Origin of the sequence: Crossiella sp. S99.2 (assembly GCF_023094165.1) — a bacterium.
Lineage (GTDB): Bacteria > Actinomycetota > Actinomycetes > Mycobacteriales > Pseudonocardiaceae > Crossiella.
In genome coordinates, this window is record NZ_JALMDK010000024.1 from 65,586 (window position 1) to 83,189 (window position 17,604).

Annotated in this window: 14 protein-coding genes; 5 read left to right on the plus strand and 9 right to left on the minus strand. The window is 71.7% G+C overall.

Annotation, left to right across the window (positions count from 1 at the left end):
* Positions 1–168: 168 nt before the first annotated feature.
* From MZC64_RS45725 to MZC64_RS45735, 3 genes are read left to right on the plus strand one after another with little or no spacing between them, the layout of a single operon-like run.
* Entirely contained in the window at positions 169–1,467 is a 1,299-nt protein-coding gene (locus tag MZC64_RS45725) for a UDP-glucose/GDP-mannose dehydrogenase family protein (RefSeq protein ID WP_247765933.1), read from the plus strand.
* 50 nt (positions 1,468–1,517) lie between these two features.
* Positions 1,518–2,303 (plus strand): siderophore-interacting protein, encoded by a 786-nt coding sequence (locus MZC64_RS45730; protein WP_247765934.1) that lies wholly within the window; start codon positions 1,518–1,520, stop codon positions 2,301–2,303.
* 10 nt (positions 2,304–2,313) lie between these two features.
* Entirely contained in the window at positions 2,314–4,092 is a 1,779-nt protein-coding gene (locus tag MZC64_RS45735) for a gamma-glutamyltransferase family protein (protein ID WP_247765935.1), read from the plus strand.
* On the opposite strand, the gene MZC64_RS45740 is transcribed toward MZC64_RS45735, so the two are convergent.
* The 5 genes from MZC64_RS45740 to MZC64_RS45760 are packed head-to-tail and all read right to left on the minus strand — an operon-like array spanning position 4,015 to position 8,721.
* Positions 4,015–5,220, minus strand: coding sequence for a glycerate kinase (locus tag MZC64_RS45740; RefSeq protein WP_247765936.1), 1,206 nt, complete (start codon positions 5,218–5,220; stop codon positions 4,015–4,017). The two genes, MZC64_RS45735 and MZC64_RS45740, sit on opposite strands and share 78 nt — an antisense overlap.
* Positions 5,221–5,222: 2 nt before the next feature.
* The gene (locus MZC64_RS45745) at positions 5,223–6,692 is read right to left on the minus strand and encodes an SLC13 family permease (RefSeq protein WP_247765937.1); all 1,470 of its coding nucleotides are present in this window, start codon (positions 6,690–6,692) and stop codon (positions 5,223–5,225) included.
* 43 nt (positions 6,693–6,735) lie between these two features.
* Positions 6,736–7,092: a DoxX family protein gene (locus tag MZC64_RS45750; protein WP_247765938.1), complete on the minus strand. Its 357-nt coding sequence runs from the start codon at positions 7,090–7,092 to the stop codon at positions 6,736–6,738.
* Between the two features lie 19 nt (positions 7,093–7,111).
* Positions 7,112–7,867: an SDR family oxidoreductase gene (locus MZC64_RS45755; RefSeq protein WP_247765939.1), complete on the minus strand. Its 756-nt coding sequence runs from the start codon at positions 7,865–7,867 to the stop codon at positions 7,112–7,114.
* Positions 7,864–8,721, minus strand: coding sequence for an NAD(P)-dependent oxidoreductase (locus MZC64_RS45760; protein ID WP_247765940.1), 858 nt, complete (start codon positions 8,719–8,721; stop codon positions 7,864–7,866). The genes MZC64_RS45755 and MZC64_RS45760 overlap by 4 nt, the downstream gene beginning before the upstream one ends.
* 84 nt (positions 8,722–8,805) lie before the next feature.
* On the opposite strand from MZC64_RS45760, the gene MZC64_RS45765 reads away from it, so the two are divergent.
* Complete coding sequence (locus MZC64_RS45765) at positions 8,806–11,688, plus strand: BTAD domain-containing putative transcriptional regulator (RefSeq protein ID WP_247765941.1); 2,883 nt, start codon at positions 8,806–8,808, stop codon at positions 11,686–11,688.
* Here the strand turns inward: MZC64_RS45765 and MZC64_RS45770 are convergent.
* A complete protein-coding gene (locus tag MZC64_RS45770; protein WP_247765942.1) occupies positions 11,669–13,081 on the minus strand; it encodes an alpha-amylase family protein in 1,413 nt (470 codons plus the stop codon). The two genes, MZC64_RS45765 and MZC64_RS45770, sit on opposite strands and share 20 nt — an antisense overlap.
* Before the next feature lie 173 nt (positions 13,082–13,254).
* Between MZC64_RS45770 and MZC64_RS45775 the strand changes: the two genes are divergently transcribed.
* Positions 13,255–15,195 carry a multicopper oxidase family protein gene (locus MZC64_RS45775; RefSeq protein ID WP_247765943.1) on the plus strand — a complete coding sequence of 647 codons (1,941 nt, stop codon included), beginning with the start codon at positions 13,255–13,257 and terminating at the stop codon, positions 15,193–15,195.
* On the opposite strand, the gene MZC64_RS45780 is transcribed toward MZC64_RS45775, so the two are convergent.
* From MZC64_RS45780 to MZC64_RS45790, 3 genes are read right to left on the minus strand one after another with little or no spacing between them, the layout of a single operon-like run.
* Entirely contained in the window at positions 15,196–15,858 is a 663-nt protein-coding gene (locus tag MZC64_RS45780) for a response regulator transcription factor (RefSeq protein ID WP_247765944.1), read from the minus strand.
* Positions 15,843–17,279, minus strand: coding sequence for a cell wall metabolism sensor histidine kinase WalK (locus MZC64_RS45785; RefSeq protein ID WP_247765945.1), 1,437 nt, complete (start codon positions 17,277–17,279; stop codon positions 15,843–15,845). The genes MZC64_RS45780 and MZC64_RS45785 overlap by 16 nt, the downstream gene beginning before the upstream one ends.
* On the minus strand, positions 17,272–17,550 hold the full coding sequence (locus tag MZC64_RS45790) for a hypothetical protein (RefSeq protein ID WP_247765946.1): 279 nt from the start codon (positions 17,548–17,550) through the stop codon (positions 17,272–17,274). The genes MZC64_RS45785 and MZC64_RS45790 overlap by 8 nt, the downstream gene beginning before the upstream one ends.
* Between the last annotated feature and the right edge of the window lie 54 nt (positions 17,551–17,604).

The window sequence follows — 17,604 nt, forward strand, 5'->3', positions numbered from 1 at the left end:
GAGCGTGCACCCTACGTGTTGAGTGACGTCCCAGTCACTGCCCGTTCATCTTCGTGACCGGAGCCACCGACCGGTTGGCTGGCTATCGCCGCCTAGCGGTGTCAGGATGCGGCCGAACGGGGCAAGTCAGCCCGACGACAAAAGACCAACCCAACGCGGGGGTGGAGTGTGTTCGCACGGCGAATCGTCGTCGTCGGCTCCGGGTACGTGGGCCTGACCACCGGCGCCTGTCTCGCGTCGCTGGGCCACAAGGTCATCTGCGCCGATGTGGACGCCGCCAAGGTCGCCCGGCTCAAGGCGGGCGAGGTCACCATCCTGGAGCCGCGGCTGGCCGAGCTGGTCGCCGAGGGACTGGCCGCGGGCCGGCTGGAGTTCGTGCTCGGCGCGCGGCACGCGGTGGCCGATGCCGAGGTGGTCTTCCTGTGCGTGCCCACGCCAATGGGCTCGGGCGGCGCGGCGGACCTGGCCGCGGTGGAGTCGGTGATCGCCGAGGTGCGTGAGCTGCTGCCCAGTGGCTGCGTGGTGGTCAACAAGTCGACCGTGCCGGTGGGCACCGCGGCCAGGGTGCACGAGTTGCTGGACCGGGCCGATGTGGCCGTGGTCAGCAACCCGGAGTTCCTGCGCGAGGGCACCGCGGTGCACGACTTTCTCAACCCGGACCGGATCGTGGTCGGCTCCAGCGCCCAGGACGCGGCCGAGCGGGTGGCCGCGCTCTACGCCAAGCTCGGCGCGCCGACGGTGTTCACCGACGCGCCCAGCGCGGAGATGGTCAAGTACGCGGCGAACTGCTTCCTGGCGATGAAGCTGTCCTACGTCAACGCGATGGCCGAGCTGTGCGAGCGGCTGGGCGCCGATGTCGGCGATGTCACCGAGGGCATGGGCTACGACCGCCGGATCGGCCAGTCCTTCCTGCAGCCCGGTCCCGGCTGGGGCGGCTCCTGCCTGCCCAAGGACACCCACGCGCTGGTGCAGGTGGCCGAGGCGGTGGACTTCGACTTCATGCTGCTGCGGGCCTCCATCGACACCAACACCCGGCAGCGGGACCGGATGGTGGACAAGATCCGGGACGCGGTCGGCGGTGTGCTGGACGGGGTGCGGCTGGCCGTGCTGGGCCTGGCGTTCAAGGCGGGCACCAACGACCTGCGGGACTCGCCGGCGCTGGCGGTGGCGGAGAAGCTGCGGGCCGAGGGCGCCGAGCTGGTCGCCTTCGACCCTGGCATCCCGGCCGCGGTGCCGGGCCTGACCGACGCGGTGCGGGTGGTCAGCGATCCGTACCAGGCGGCCGAGGGCGCGCTGGGTCTGGTGCTGCTCACCGAGTGGCCGGAGTTCCGCACCCTGGACTGGCCGCGGGTGGCGGGACTGCTGGCCGGGAAGGCCGTGGTGGACACCAGGAATCTGCTGGACGCGGACGTGGTCCGACGGGCCGGACTGGCCTGGCACGGGGTGGGTCGTAGCCCGGTTGCGTGACGCATGTCACGCCCGACTGCGGCGTCCAGGTGAGCAGGTTAGCCTTACCTATGCTCGCAGAGGAAAAGGAGCGACCCGCCCTGCTGGCGGAGGTCTCCCAGGTGCGTCGCCCCAGCCCAGGGCTGGCCCGGGTGACGCTCGCCGCCCCGGAACTGGACCGCTTCGGCTACGACGGTCCTGATCATCTGGTGCGCACCTTCTTCCCCGCCTCCGGCCAGGACGCCCCGGTGCTGCCCAGCACGCCGGACTGGTGGACCGAGGTGCAGAGCATGCCCGAGGAGATCCGGCCGGTGGTGCGCAACTACACCGTGCGCCGCTACGACCCGGAACGCCGCGAGCTGGACATCGACTTCGTGCTGCACGGTGAGGCCGGACCGGCCGCACGCTGGGCCAACCGGGCCGAACCGGGTCAGCTGATCGGCCTGCGCAGCGAACGCTCCGGGTACCAGCCGACCCCGGGCGCGGACTGGCAGCTGATCATCGGCGACGAGACCGCGCTGCCCGCGATCGGCGCGATCGTGGAGTCCATGCCCGCCGGCACCAGGGCCAAGGTCTTCGTGGAGATCGCCAACGACGCCGAGGAACAGGGCTTCGACACCGCGGCCGATGTGGAGCTGAACTGGCTGCACCGGGCCGGCCAGCACGCGGGCACCAGCGACATCGTGGCCCGCACGCTGCGTGCGGCCGACCTGCCCGGCGGTGCGGTCTACGCCTGGGTGGCCGGGGAGTCCGGCATGGTCACCGCGGTCCGGCGGCACCTGGTGCGGGACCGGGGCGTGCCCAAGGAATCGATCTACTTCTGCGGTTACTGGAAGCATTCGGCGCCCACTTACTAGGTTCAGGGGCGTGTTCACCACGCGGCCGGAACTCATCGGCACCCACGGCATGGTCGCCTCCACGCACTGGCTGGCCTCCGCGGCCGGGATGGCGGTGCTGGAGGACGGCGGCAACGCCTTCGACGCGGCGGTGGCCGCGGGCTTCACCCTTCAGGTGGTGGAGCCACACCTGAACGGCCCCGGTGGCGAGGTCCCGGCGATCTTCGCGACCGCGGGTGGGCAGCCACAGGTGCTGTGCGGTCAGGGCGTCGCGCCTGCTGGGGCGACACTGACGCACTACCGCGGTCTTGGCTTGGAGCTGGTGCCCGGCACCGGCTTGCTCGCCGCGACCATTCCTGGCGCGTGGGACGGCTGGCTGTTGCTGCTGCGGGACCACGGCACCCGGACCCTGCGGCAGGTGCTGGACTACGCGATCGGCTACGCCCGCAACGGGTTTCCGGTGGTGGAGCGGATCACCGCGACCATCGAGGTAGTGGAGCGGCTCTTTCGCGAGCACTGGCCCACCTCGGCCGCGCAGTGGCTGCCCGCGGCCCGGCCCGGCGCCCGGCTGCGCAATCCGGCGCTGGCCGACACGCTGGAACGCTTGCTCGCTGAAGCCGAAGCCATTGGCTCGGACCGTGAAGCGCAGATCGAAGCCGCGCGGCGGGCCTGGTACCAGGGCTTTGTCGCGGAGGAGATCGACAGCTTCGCTCGGCAAGCCTTCCGTGACGACTCCGGACGCAGCCACGCCGGCGTGCTGACCGCGGCAGACTTGGCCGGGTGGTCGGCGAGCTATGACACCCCCATCAGCGTTGATCTCGCCGATGACTGGACGCTGCACAAGATCGGGCGGTGGAGCCAGGGACCGGTGCTGGCCCAGCAACTCCGGCTGCTCGACGGCGCTGATCTGTCCTATGTGGACGGTGTGGCCAGTGTGGACACCGTGCATCAGGCGGTGGAGGCGGCGAAGCTCGCTTTCGCGGACCGGGAAGCCTGGTACGGCGACAGCGCGGACGTGCCACTGGATCGCTTGCTCTCCGCGGAGTACGCGAACCAGCGTCGGGCGCTCATCGGCGAGACCGCGTCCCTGGAACTGCGGCCGGGACTGGATGGCAGGCTGCCCGCGTTCGTGGCGCAGGGCCGGGGGATCGGCAACACCGCGGGGGAGATGGACACCGCGATGGGCGTTGGCGAGCCCACGGTCGCCCGCACCGGGCTGACCAGGGGTGACACCGTGCACGTCGATGTGCTGGACCGCTGGGGCAACCTGATCTCGGCCACTCCGTCCGGCGGCTGGTTGCAGTCCTCGCCGCACATCCCGGCGCTGGGCTTCAACCTGGGCACCAGGGCGCAGATGTTCTGGCTGGATGAAGGCCACCCCAATGTGCTGGCCCCCGGTAAGCGACCACGCATCACGCTGACCCCTTCGCTGGCCAGCCGCCACGGCGAGCCGGTGCTGGCCTTCGGCACTCCTGGCGGGGACCAGCAGGACCAGTGGCAGCTCTGCTTCTGGCTGGCGCACACCAGGGCCGGGCTGAACCTGCAGGAAGCCATCGACGCCCCGGCCTGGCACTCCACCGCGTTCCCTGCCTCCTTCTACCCGCGCAACTGGCAGCCCGGCGAACTGGTCGCCGAATCCCGGCTGGGTGCGGCGACCTTCGCCGAACTGGCCCGGCGCGGGCACTCGGTGCTCGACGCCGGGCCGTGGGCGCTGGGCCGGTTGTCCGCGGTGTCACGAGATCCGGACACCGGCCTGCTCCGCGGGGCCGCCAACGCCCGCGGCGCCCAGGGGTACGCGGTCGGTCGCTAGCGCCGCGCCGACGAGCACCAGGCGCAGGGTGCGCTCGGTGGCGTCGGTGAGCAGTTCGGCGGCCCGGTCGATGGCCTCGGCCAGCGGGACCGGGGCGGCCAGGATGCCCGCGTAGGCGTCGATGCCGATGTCGTAGTTGCGCCTGGCGCCCTTGCCGATGGTCCCGGCCAGCGCGATCACCGGCTTGCCGAATCGCTTGGCCCGCCGGGCCACCTCGGACGGGATCTTGCCGCGCGGGGTCTGGAAGTCGATCGCGCCCTCGGCGGTGATCACCAGGTCGGCGGCGGCCAGCCTGCGGTCCAGGTCCAGGTGTTCCAGCAGCACGTCGAAGCGCGGCAGCAGCTCCGCGCCGAGCACGCCGGCGAGCCCTGCGCCCAGGCCACCGGAGGCGCCGCTGCCGGGTGCGGTGGCCAGATCGCGGCCGAATTTCTCCTGCAGCACCACGGCCCAGCGATCCAGTGCGGCGGCGAGTCTTTCCACGTCACGGGGTGTGGCTCCCTTCTGCGGACCGAAGACACGGGCCACGCCCTGATCGCCGCAGAGCACGTTGTGCGGGTTGCAGGCCAGCGTGATGCGCACGTCGGCGAGCCTGCGGTCCAGGCCGGTGACGTCGATGTCCTTCACCTCGGCCAGCGCGTCGCCGCCCCGGCCTAGCTCCACGCCGTCGCCGTCGAGCAGCCGCGCGCCCAGTGCCTGCAACGCGCCGGCGCCGCCGTCGCAGGTGCCGGAATCCCCGCAGCCGACCAGGATCCGCTCGCATCCGGTGTCCAGCGCGGCCTTGATCAGCTCGCCGACGCCGTAGGTCGTGGTGGCCCCTGGCTGACGCAGATCCGCGGGCACCAGGCGCAATCCGGCCGCGGCGGCCATCTCCACCACCGCGGTCTTGCCGATCACCGCGAGGTGCGCGCGCACCGGCTTGCCGACCGGGCCGGTCACGGTGAGCGGGATGAGTTCCCCGCCACCGGCGGCGGCCAGCGTGCGGGCCGAGCCCTCCCCGCCATCCACCAGCGGCACCGGGTCGACGATCGCGCCCGGCACCACCCGGCGGATCCCGGCGGTGATGGCAGCCGCGACGGCCTCCGCGTCCAGGCTTTCCTTGAACCCACTGGGAGCGACGACAAAACGCATGACTACCTCCAGTTCAGGCCGAGCAACGGCCACACCGAGAGCGCGAAGAACAGGACCAGTCCGGCGGTGAGCGGACCGAGGAACAGCGACAGGCGCAGCAGGTCCGCGCGGCCGTAGGTGGGGGTGCCGTCCAGGTGAGCGAACATGGCCACCGGCTTGGCCGAGGAGGACAGCGTGTGGCAGAAGCCTGCTGCCGCGGTGGAGGCGAAGGCCACTGCCACCGGGTTGAGGCCGAGCGCGAGCGCGGCCGGGATCACCAGCGGCACCAGCACCGAGGACCGGGCCGAGCGGGACTGGATGACCAGGTGTGCGGCGGTGCTGACCAGCACGACCACCACCAGGAATATGACTGGGCTGTGCACCGGCCCGAGCAGCGCGGTGGCCAGCCAGGCGGCCGCGCCGGAGGAGATCAGCGCCGCGCCCAGGGCCGCGGTGGCCGCCATGAACACCAGCAGCGACCAGGGCACCCCGGCCAGTGCCTTGTTCAGTTGCACCGTGCCGAATCGCGGTGAGCTGATCAGCAGCGCGCCGATCAGCGCCACCACCGCGGGGGAGACACCGTGCAGTGGTTCGCTCGCCCACGCCAGCGAGACTCCGGCCAGTAGCAACGCGGCCCGGCGCTCCGGCTTCGTCAGGCCCTTGGGCGGCCGGATCTCGTTGAGGTCCAGGGTGAATCCGCCGCGGCGATCCCGGCGCCGGGTGAACAGGAACAGCACCAGCTCGGCCGCCAGATGCGAGCTGACCAGGGCCAGCGGCAGGCCGAGCAGCAGCCACTGCCCGAACCCGATGCCGGACCCGGTCGCCGCGGTGAGCAGCTGACTGGTCACCAGGTGCGCCCCGGCGCCCATCAGGGTGGCCACCGCGGACAGCAGGATCACCGTGGGAAACAGGATCGCCAGTGCCCGCACCACTCGTGGCCGCGTGCGCAGCGTCCCGGCCAGCGCCACGAACACCGGCACCGCCAGCGCGGCCCGTCCTGAGGTCGCCGGGATGGCGAACGCGCTGAGCAGCAGTGCCGCGGTGACCAGGTGCGCCAGGCCGCGCACCGAGCGGGCCCGCCCGATCAGCGCCACCGCCACCCTGGTCGGCAACCCACTCGCGCCCACCCCCGCGGCCAGCACGAACGCGGCGATCAGCAGCCAGATGGTCTCACCGCCCAGGGTGGCGAAGAGCTGGTCGCCGCTGAGCACCCCGAGCAACACCAGCACCAGCGCGGCGGCCAGTGCGACGTAGGTGTCGTCGATCCGGGTCAGCGTCCAGGCGGCCACCGCGGCGGTGAACACCAGCAGCGTGGCCTGCCCCGGCAGCGACAACCCGGTCCCGCCGAAGTGCAGTGCCCCGGCCAGCCCGCCCAGCGCGAGCACCGCCAGCAGCAGCGGCCACCAGCGCCTGCGGCGGCGCAACGGCGTGGTGGCCGCTTCGGCCAGTGGGACCCGCTGCCAGGGCGGGGCGAGTTCGAGGGTGCCGGACATGGGGAACAGCCTGTGCCGCCGAGCTGAGCCGTTCGTGAGTCGTTCATGAAACGACTCTCATCCAGCGGCCCCAGGCCACCGCGGCCACCAGCAGCAGGGTCACGCCCGGGAACACCGCGGCCACCAGCCCACCGGCGCCGACCCCCAGGATCACCGCGCCGATCAGCAGCGCGATCAGGCCGAGCGCGGCCCACCTGGTCAGCGCGGGGATCAGGATGCCGACCCCGCCCGCCAGTTCGCACAGGCCGACGAAGACCACCATGCCCCCGCCCAGGCCCATCGCCGCGAAGCCCGCGACCACCATGGGGTCGCCGGTGAGCTTGGCGTAGGCGCCGAAGAGGAACAGGGCGGCGATCAGGCCCTGGCCGATCCAGAGGGCGATGTTGCGGTTCTTGGTCATGCCCCCTGGTCGGAGCCGGTCACGTCTTCTCTACATGGCCGAGCCCGCCGTCGGCGGCCAGCACGATCCCGGTGCTGAAGGTCGCGGTGAAGGCCAGGAACAGCACCGCCGCCGCGATCTCCTCGGCGCTGCCGTGCCTGCCCATCGGCGTCACCGCGTTGCCCGCGTCCAGGTTGGCCGCCTGTTCGGCCGCGGTCATGGTGGCGAAACCCATGGTCGGGGTCAGGGTGAAGCCGGGGCTGACCGTGTTCACCCGGATTCCGCGCGGCAGCAGTTCGGCGGCCAGCGACTGGGCCAGTGCGTGCACCGCGGCCTTGGCCATGGTGGCCACACTGCTGTCCGGCCAGCCCATGCCGACCAGCACCGCGCCGGTGAACACCAGCGCACCGCCCGGCGCGATCAGCGGGGCCAGGCGTTGCGCGGTGAAGAAGGCGCCCTTGGCGTTGATGTCGAGCATCCGGTCGTAGGCCGCTTCGGTGACCGAGGCGAGCGGGCCGGTCTCGGCGTAGCCGTGGTTGACGAACACCAGGTCGACCGCGCCGAGGGTGCGTTCCACCAGGTCGCCGAGGGCGGTGATATCGGCCAGGCTGGCCGCGTCCGAGCGCACCACGTGCGCGGCCCGCCCGGCCAGTTCGGTGCGGGCGGCCTCGATGTTGCGCTCGTTGCGGCCGGTCAGCACCACCTCCGCGCCGCCGTCGAGCAGCGCCTTGACCACGGCCAGGCCGATGCCGTGGGTGCCGCCGGTGACCACGGCCTTCTTACCCGCGTACGTCACTTGAGCAGCTCCGCGACCGAGTTCACGCTGCCCGAGCCGTCGATGGTGGCCAGCTTGCGGGCGATGAGGGTGTGGAACGGCGTCAGCAGATCGGCGGAGATGCCCTGCTGCCAGCTCGCGGTGAGGATGTTGTCCAGACCGTCCTTGTTGACCTGCAGGCCGGACGCCTCGCCGAAGAAGCCGCCCTTGTCGAAGTCCGCGGCCATCGAGGGCAGCACCGCGGCCATCGCGGTCACCCAGGGCACGACCAGCTCGGTGATTTCCGCCGCGGGCACGCCCTCGGTGCCAGCCAGCGCGATCGCGTGGAAGGCCCCGGCGAAGGTGCCGTACATGCCGCTGAGCAGCGCGAGGTCGTAGAGCGAGGCCAGTCCCGGGTCGGCGCCGAGGAACTTGGCCGGGCCGAGCAGGGCCAGCAGCTCCTGGTGCGCCTGGAAGGTTTCGGTCGCGCCGCTGTAGAACAGCAGCGCGCTGGGCTGGCCGATCATCTCCGGGATGGCCATGATCCCGCCGTCCACATAGGACGCGCCGCGGTCGGTGACGATCTTGGCGGCTTCCCTGGCCTGGCGCGGAGTGCCGTTGGTGAGGTTGACGATCGCCTTGCCGCGCAGGTCGACGCCGTCCAGCCGGGCCAGCACGGTGTCGTAGACGGACAGGCAGATCACCGTGACCTCGGCGGCGCCGACCGCCTCGGCCACCGTGTTGGCCACGGCCGCGCCCTGGGCGGCCAGCGGCTCGGCCTTGCTCGCGGTGCGGTTCCACACCGTGGTGGGGTGGCCCGCGGCCAGGAAGGCGGCGGCCAGGGCAGTGCCCATGTTGCCGAGGCCGAGCACCGCGACGCTGGTGGGGTTGGTCATTCCGGTCCTTTCGTCGATGTGCCGCCACCGTGCCGGGTCGCACTCTCGGTCTTCTCTCGATCACCTCGCGGGTTACCGTGAGCTGTGCGTTTCGGGGTGCTGGGTCCGCTGGCGGTGTGGACGGCGGAGGGCACGCCGCTGCGAGTGCCCGAGGCCAAGGTCCGCGCGCTGCTGGCGGTGCTGCTCGTGCACGCCGGCCGGGTGGTCTCGGCGGACCGGCTGGTCGAGGACCTGTGGGGCGAGCGGCCGCCGGCGAATCCGGCCGCGGCGGTGCAGCACAAGGTCTGGCAGCTGCGGCGGGCGATCGGCGCGGAGCTGGTCGAGTCCCGCCCGCCCGGCTACCTGCTGCGGGTCGAACCGGGAGCGCTGGACGCGGACCGGTTCACCGGCCTGCTCGACCGCGGTGACCCGGCCGGGGCGCTGGCGTTGTGGCGCGGGCCGGTGCTGGCCGATTTCCCGGACGCCGGATTCGCCCGCGGCTACGCCGACCGGCTCGCCGAGGCCCGGCTGACCGCGATCGAGGACCTGGCGCAGGCCCGGCTGAGTGCGGGGGAGCCGGTGCTGGCCGAGTTGACCCCGCTGGTGCGGGAACACCCGCTGCGGGAACGGCTGCGTGCCCTGCACCTGCGCGCCCTCTACCTGGCCGGTCGCCAGGCCGAGGCGCTGACCAGCTACGCCGAACTACGCGAACGGCTGGCCGAGGAACTGGGCGCCGACCCCGGCCCCGAGCTGGCCGCGGTGCACCAGGCGATCCTGCGCCAGGACCCCGGACTCACCCGCCGTGGCAACCTGCCTGCCCCGCTCACCGGCCTGATCGGCCGGGACACCGACCGCGCCGAGGTCAGCGCGTTGCTGCGATCGGCGCGGCTGGTCACGCTGACCGGGCCGGGTGGGGTCGGCAAGACCACCCTGGCCTTGGCCACCGCCGCTTCTGAGTCCTTTGTGGACGGTGTGTGGCTGGTCGAGCTGGCCGGGCACGGACCCGCCGTCGAGGAGGCGGTCAGCGTGGCACTCGGCGTGCGCGAGGACGTGCCCAGCGCGGACCGGCTGCTGGACGCGGTGCGCGGCAAGCGGATGCTGCTGGTGCTGGACAACTGCGAGCACGTGCTCGAATCCGCCGCCGCGCTCGCCCAGCGGCTGCTGCGTGCCGCCCCGGACCTGCGCATCCTGGCCACCAGCCGGGAAGCGCTCGGCCTGGCCGGGGAAACCCAGCACCTGGTTCAGCCTTTGGCCACCGAGCACGCGGTGGAACTTTTCGCCGCCCGCGCGCCCGGCTTCCGACTCACCCCGGACAACACCGGCACGGTCGCCGCGATCTGCGCCCGGCTGGACGGCCTGCCGCTGGCCGTGGAACTGGCCGCCACCCGGGTCCGGGTGCTCGGCGTCGACGAACTCGCCGCCCGGCTGGACGACCGGTTCCGGCTGCTCAACACCGGTCACCGCGGCGCACCGACCCGCCAGCGGACGCTGCGCGCGATGATCGACTGGAGCTGGGAGCTGCTCACCGCGGCCGAACGCCTGGTGCTGAGCCGGCTGGCCGTGCACGCCGAAGGCTGCACGCTGGCCGCAGCCGAGGCGGTGTGCGCTGGCGACGGCGTGCGCCCGGAGGAAGTCCTGGACCTGCTGTCCCGGCTGGTCGACCGATCCCTGGTCACCGGCGGGCCGCGCTACCGGCTGCTCGAATCCGTGGCCGCGTACTGCCTGGAGAAACTGGCCGAATCCGGTGAGCTGGACGCGGTCCGGCAGCGGCACCGGGTCTACTACCTCGCCCTGGCCGAACAGGCCGAGCTGCACGGGCCGGGTCAGCGCTGCTGGCTGGACGGACTGGACCGGGAGACCGCCAACCTGCACCGCGCCCTGGCCGGCGCCGAGGCCGACCTAGCGCTGCGGCTCACCGACGCGCTGGCCTGGTACTGGTTCCTGCGCGGCCGCTTCACCGAGGCCGTCCGCGCCTTCGACCTCGCGCTCAGCGCCTCCGGCGGAGACTCGGTGCGGCGCAGCCGGATCCAGTCCTGGCGCACTGGATTCCAGTCGCTCGCGGGGGTTCCGCAACCCGATCTGTCCACTTCGGACAGTCGAACCGCCTGGTTTCTCGGGTACGCCATGCTCGGCAAGGGCGAACCCGCGATCAGCGAATGCCTCAACGCGGCCGCCCTGGCCGAGTTCGAGGCCACCGGTGACCGCTGGGGCGAGGCCGCCGCGCTCAGCACCCGCGCCGCCCAGGCGTTGCTGCAGGGCGACCTGGCCGCGATGTGCCGGGACGCCACCCGCAGCGCCGAACTGTTCGCCCAGCTCGGCGACCACTGGGGTCAGGCGCAGGCCACCGGCGAACTCGCCCAGCTGGCCGAGATCACCGGCGACTACCCGGCCGCCGCCCGGCTGCACCGCGAAGGCCTGCGCTCGGCCGAGGAACTGGGCCTGTGGACCGCGGTCACCGCCAAACTCGCCGGACTCGGCCGGATCGCCCTGCTCACCGGCGACCTGGCCGAAGCCGCCGACCTGCACCGGCGCGCGCTCGAAGTCGCGGTGCGGCACGGCAACACCGCGGGAGAGCAGTTCGCCGAGGTCGGCCTCGGTCTGCTGGCCCGCCGTCAGGGCCGTCTGGACGAGGCCGAGGCGCACCTGCGGCGCTGGGTCGACTGGTGCCGCGAGGTGGACGGCGGCCCCGGCCTGGCCCTGATCCTCACCGAACTCGGCTTCATCGCCGAACAACGCGGCGGTCTCGCGTCCGCACTGGCCCTGCACACCGAAAGCCACCAGCTGGCCCAGAAAATCGGCGATCCGCGCGCCGTCGCGCTCACCGAGGAGGGCCTGGCCGGGGCGCACGCGGCCACCGATCCGGAGCTGGCCGCGACCCTGCTCGGCCGGGCCGCCGCGACCAGGGCCGCGCTGGGCGCCCCACTGCCGCCCGCCGAACGCGGTGACGTGGAGCGCATCGAGCGGATCATCAGGGCAGCTTCGCGTTGACGTGCAAGGCGATCCCGTCCTGCGCGGCCACGTCCGCGCGGAACCAGCCGCCGCCGTCCACCGTGTACACCGGCCCGCTGCACGAACCGCCGCTGAAGTTGCCGTGCACCACATCGCAGTACCGGCCGGCGGGCAGCCCGGTCTGGAACGAGCGCCCGATCACCGGGCTCTCGTCGTTGAGCACCAGGTAACCCTTGTCCCCGCGGCCGAACCCGATCACGTCGTTTCCGTTGTCCCACCAGTTGTTCACGCCGGTGCCGCGTACCGCGTTGCGGAACTCGACCAGGTTCGCGATCACCTGCCAGCGGTGCTCGCACCGCCAGCGGTCGGTGAAACACGCGCTGTCCCTGGTGCGCCCGGACGCCTCCGCCGGTGGGCCCTCATCCTTGTTGCCGAACTCGTAACTGCTCATCAGCTTCGGCGAGCCGTACGGCCAGGCCAGCATGAACGCGTTCGCCAGCGCGTACCGCGCGTTGTCCCGGTAGGTCAGCACCCCGGAGCCGCGCTGGGTGTCGTGGTTGTCGGTGAAGACCACCGCACTGCCACTGGGCAGGGTGGACCCGAAGGTGCGCAGGTAGGACAGCTTCTCCTGGTTGAAAATCCGGGCCAGGTCCTCGCCGTAGTGGAACTCCAGCAGATCCCCGTTGCCCGCGTACTGCTCCGGCCGGATCGGCTCGCCCGCGCCCGGGATCACCTCCTGGTACAGGTAGGCAGGCCGGGACAGCCGGGCCTTGATCGCGGCGATGTCCCCCGGCGGCATGTGTTTGGCCGCGTCGATCCGGAACCCGTCCACGCCCAGGGCCAGCAACTTGTTCAGGTACCCGGCGATCCGGTCCCGCACGTAGTCCGAGCCGGATTTCAGGTCGGCCAGGTTCACCAGCTCGCAGAACTGCACCTCGTAGGCGTCCCGGTAGTTCTGGATGTCGTCGTTGCCGTTGCGGCCGCAGTGGTTGAAGTCCTGGTGCTGGTAGATCCCCGGGTAGTCGTAGTGCCCGAACCGGGAGCCGCCGCTGCCGGTGCCACCGCCGTCCTGCCCGGACATGTGGTTGATCACCGCGTCCGCGTACACCTTGACCCCGGCCGTGTGACAGGAGTCCACCATGGCCTTGAACTCGGACTCGTTGCCGCGCCTGGTGTTCAGCCCGTAGCTCACCGGCTGGTAGTCCTGCCACCACGGGAATCCGTTGACCACCACGTGTTCCTGCGGCGGCGAGACCTGCACCCCACCGAACCCGCGCGGACCCAGGAAGTCCCGGCATTCCCGCGCCACCGAGTTCCAGTTCCAGGAGAACAGGTGCACGAGCACGTCCTTGTTGCCCGGCGGCGCGGCCTGGGCCGTCGGGGTCAGCAACGCGCCCAGCAGGACGCAGACAAGCAGCACACAGCGACGCATGGTGACCTCTCAACGCTGAAAGGGCAGGGGTCTTGATCGTGGCAGCGGCTCGGGGTGACCACTAGGGGCACGGTGGGGATTTCCCCGTAAGCGCCTCGACGTACGGCGCAGTGTCGCTCCCAGGCGGACGATTTCCGCTGGTCAGATGCCCACCATCAATTACCGTGTACGCCTTGGGATTCCTGCTCGAGTTCGCCACTTCGCTGCTGCTGTTGCCGCCGCTGCTGCTGTGGGCCCGCGCCGTGCGCCGGCTCCCGGACGCGCGGAACTGGCGCCGCACCGCCCGCGCGGCCCGCCGCCGCTACTACTACGTGCTCGCGCTGCTGGCGCTGAAACTGCTGCCCGCGGCCCTGCTGCTCGGCCACGGCCTGGCCTTCGGCATCCGCCCGCTGCGCACCCTGGTCCTGCTCGGGGTGCCGATGATCATGGCGGCCCGCGGCACGCTGCCCGTGCTCAACCAGGCGATCCGCGCGGTCGAACCCACTCCGGACCTGCGACTCGCGGTCACCGCACCCGGCGTGGTGCTGCCCGCCCGGCTGGCCGCGGTCAGCGGGGGACTGCTGGTGGTGCTGAACCTGGTGGTGCAGGAGACGATCACGCTCTGGCTCACCGGACTGGTGTTCGCGCTGGTCGCACTGGTGGTGGTGATCGACGTCAACCAGCGGCACCGGCGGCTGACCGGGCAGGTCGGCACCATCCGCTGGTCGCCGTGGGCCCGGCTGGCCGCCCCGCTGGTGCTGGTGGTCGCGGCCGCCGGCTGCGGTGCGGTGGGCAGCACCATGTCCGCCTTCCCGGATCGGCTGTCCATGAACGCGCACGCCCACCACGGCGCGAGCACGGGCCCGACCCGCAGCGTCAAGGACCTCATCGGCGGGCCGTACCCCGGTCCAGTCCGGCAGTTCACCGTGGTCGCCGACGAAACCCGCATTCCACTGGCTTCCGGGCAACTCGTCGACGCCTGGACCTTCGGCGGCACCCTGCCCGGCCTGCCGCTGCGGGTGAAGCAGGGCGAGACCATCGAGCTGAAGCTGGTCAACCGGCTCGAAGCCACCCCGACCACCATCCACTGGCACGGCGTGGACGTGCCCAACGCGATGGACGGCGTCGCCGGGGTCACCCAGGACGCGGTCAAACCCGGCGGCGAGTTCACCTACCGCTTCCGCGCCGAGAAACCCGGCACCTACTGGTACCACTCGCACCAGGTGGCCAACGAGCAGGTCACCCGCGGTCTGTTCGGCTCGCTGGTGGTCGAGCCCGCCACCGGGCCGGTCGCCGAGATCGACGAAACCCTGCTGGTGCACCACTGGAACGACCGCCTGGACGTGCGCAAGGCCGAGCCCGGCCGCCGGGTGCGGCTGCGCGTGGTCAACGCCAACTCCGGCACCGAACGCCTCACCCTCGCCGGCGCCCCGTTCCGGGTGGCCGCGGTGGACGGCCAGGACCTCAACGAACCCGGCGAGATCAGCGACCGGTCCATCACCCTCGGCGGTGGCGGCCGCGCCGACCTGGACTTCACCATGCCGGCGCACCCGGTGCGCATCGGTGGCCCCGGCACCCGCACCGCACTGGTGCTCAGCCCGGACGGAGTGTCCACAGTGGACCAGCCAAGACACGCGCCCGAACTGGACCTGAGCGGCTACGGCAAGCCGAAGGCCACCCCGTTCGGCCCGGATTCGGCCTACACCAAGCACTTCACCGTCGACCTGGACCAGGGTGTCGGCTTCCACGCCGGTCGTCCCGGCTTCCTGTGGACGGTGGACGGCCGGGTGTTCCCGGACGCGCCGATGCTGATGGTCCGCGAGGGCGACCTGGTCCGGATGACCTTCCGCAACAAGGGCATGAACGACCATCCCATGCACCTGCACGGCCACCACGTGCTCGCGCTGAGCCGCGACGGCGCCCCGTTCACCGGCAGCCCGCTGTGGCTGGACACCGTGCTGGTGCGTCCCGGCGAGACCTGGGAGGTCGCGTTCAAGGCGGACAACCCCGGCATCTGGATGGACCATTGCCACGACCTGCTGCACGCCAGCAACGGGATGACCCTGCACCTGGGCTACGAGGGGGTCCGCACCCCGTTCACTGTCGGCAGCGCCACCGGCAACAAGCCGGAGTAGCTAGTCACCCAGCCGGTAACCCATGCCCCGCACGGTGTGGATGCACTCCGCGCCAAGCTTGCGGCGCAACGCTCGCACGTACACATCCACCACGTTCGAGCCAGGATCGAAGTCATAACCCCACACGTGCGAGAGGATCTGCTCGCGGGTGAGCACCTGCCCCGGATGCCGCAGGAACAGCTCCAGCAGCGAGAACTCCCGCGCGGTCAGGTCCACCGTCCGGCCCTGGATCTGCGCCCGCCGGGTGCGCAGGTCCAGCGAAAGCTCGTCCTGACGCAACACGGTGACCTCCGGCGCCCGCTCCGGGGCGCGCAACCGCAGGCGCACCCTGGCCAGCAACTCCTCGAACCGGAATGGCTTGGTCATGTAGTCATCGGCGCCACCCTCCAGGCCGGCCACGGTGTCGTGCACCGAGTCCCGCGCGGTCAGGATGATCACCGGCGTGGTCACCCGCGCCTGCCGCAACGCGTGCAGCACCGCGAACCCGTCCCGGCCGGGCAGCCCGAGGTCGAGCACCACCAGGTCGAAGTCCCCGGTCAGCGCGTAGTCCAGCGCGGTATTGCCGTCGCCGACCGTGCTGGTGCTGAACCCGTTGGCCCGCAACCCCTTCTCCACGAACGAGGCGATCCGCTGCTCGTCCTCGGCAATCAGGATCCGCCCCACGACGCCTCCCCATCCACGGCCACCAACGGCAGCTCGACACCGAAGGTCGCCCCCGACCCCGGTTCGGACAACACCCGCACCACCCCGTGATGCGCCTCCGCGATCGCCTTCACGATCGCCAGACCCAGCCCGGCGCCACTGCGGTCACTCCGTCCAGAACTACCCCGCGCGAACCGGTCGAAAATCGCCGCCCGGTCCGCCGCCGCGATACCCGGCCCCGAATCGGTGACCCAGAACGACACGTTCTCCCCGTGCACCGCCGACCCGAGCCGGATCTCATCGCCCTCGGCCGTGTGCTGCACCGCGTTCTGCGCCAACTGCACCACCGCCTGGGTGACCCGGTGCGCGTCCAGCACCACTTCCTCCTCAGCCATCGACTCCAGCACCCAGCGCCGCGGCGCCAGCGCCCGCACCTTGGCGTCGATATCGCTGGTCAGCTCGGGCAGGGACACCGGGGCCGGCCGCAGGAAGTCCGGCCGCTCCGCCTTGGCCAGCAACAACAGGTCCTGCACGATCCGGTTCATCCGGTCCAGCTCATCGGTGCACAACCGCACCACCTCGGCCCGCTCCCGCGGATCATCACCCATCAGCTCCAGATGCCCGGACACGATCGTGATCGGCGTCCGCAACTCGTGACTGGCATCGTCCAGGAACTGCCGCTGCGTCCGGAACGCCTGATCCAGCCGGTCCAGCATCGCGTTGAACTGCTCGGCCAGCGCGGCGATGTCGTCCTTGCCGTGCACCGGGATCCGCCGGGTCAGGTCATGCTCGGTGATCGCCGCCGCGGCCTGCCGCACCGTCCGGATCGGCGCCAGGATCCGCCCGGCCACCACCCAGGACACCCCGGCCGCCAACAGGAACCCGATCACCGACACCAGTAACAGCAACCGGATCGTCTGGTCCGCCCCGGCCCGCATCCGGTCCACGAAGAACGCGGTGACAAACGCGGCCCGGTGCGGTCCGGCCGCGGCCAGCTTCACCTTGGCCCAGCGCAGCTCACCCGCGGCAGTCGGCACTGACCCGAAGCTCTCCGGCGCGTCCACGATCCCGCGCAGCAGCGGCTCATCCGCGGCCAGGTTCACCGGCGGCTCGCCGTAGGTGGCCACGTGCACCCTGCCGGTGTCCTCCACCGTCAGGCCGAGATGCACCTCGTTGTCCTCTGGGTACTGGTTGTTGTGCAGGTGCGCCTTCAGCAACCCGTTGGCATCGGTGATCACCCTGCCCGGCCGTGGATCCCGCCCGGCCCTGGCGAATTCGGCGAACTCCTTGGTCTCCTGCTCCAGCCCCCGGTTCACCCGGTTCTCCACATCGGAGGTCAGCAGCCGCCACACCACGACCACCACCACGGCCAGCACCAGCGCCATGAACGCGAGCAGCCAGCCCATGATCTGCACCCGCGCGGGCATCCCGGGCCTAGCCATCGTCGTCATCGTCATCGTCGTCATCCGGTGGTGGCGGCGGCACCACACTCGTCCGTGGCGGCGGTGGCTGGGTCGTCGGCGGTCCCGAGGTGGGCGGTCCCGGCGTCGGCGGGGGCGGCCCGGTGGTCGGCAGATAGGCGGGCACGCTCACCGACACCTCAGGCTGGATGTTCGGCGGCTGCACCCCACCCACCAGCGTGAACAACGCCAGCGCCGCGCCGGCCACCGCGGCAGCCACCGCAGCGGCCACCCCGATCCCCGACCACCTCATGCCACCACCCTCTCCCACGCCACCCAGACGCAGATGAGCCGTAGATGAGGAAGT

Bases quoted from the DNA above. Each gene is read 5' to 3' on its own strand.
- MZC64_RS45790 (WP_247765946.1), bottom strand. From the start codon at position 17,550: ATGAGGTGGTCGGGGATCGGGGTGGCCGCTGCGGTGGCTGCCGCGGTG.
- MZC64_RS45760 (WP_247765940.1), bottom strand. From the start codon at position 8,721: ATGACCAACCCCACCAGCGTCGCGGTGCTCGGCCTCGGCAACATGGGC.
- MZC64_RS45750 (WP_247765938.1), bottom strand. From the start codon at position 7,092: ATGACCAAGAACCGCAACATCGCCCTCTGGATCGGCCAGGGCCTGATC.
- MZC64_RS45740 (WP_247765936.1), bottom strand. From the start codon at position 5,220: ATGCGTTTTGTCGTCGCTCCCAGTGGGTTCAAGGAAAGCCTGGACGCG.
- MZC64_RS45745 (WP_247765937.1), bottom strand. From the start codon at position 6,692: ATGTCCGGCACCCTCGAACTCGCCCCGCCCTGGCAGCGGGTCCCACTG.
- MZC64_RS45770 (WP_247765942.1), bottom strand. From the start codon at position 13,081: ATGCGTCGCTGTGTGCTGCTTGTCTGCGTCCTGCTGGGCGCGTTGCTG.
- MZC64_RS45730 (WP_247765934.1), top strand. From the start codon at position 1,518: ATGCTCGCAGAGGAAAAGGAGCGACCCGCCCTGCTGGCGGAGGTCTCC.
- MZC64_RS45785 (WP_247765945.1), bottom strand. From the start codon at position 17,279: ATGGCTAGGCCCGGGATGCCCGCGCGGGTGCAGATCATGGGCTGGCTG.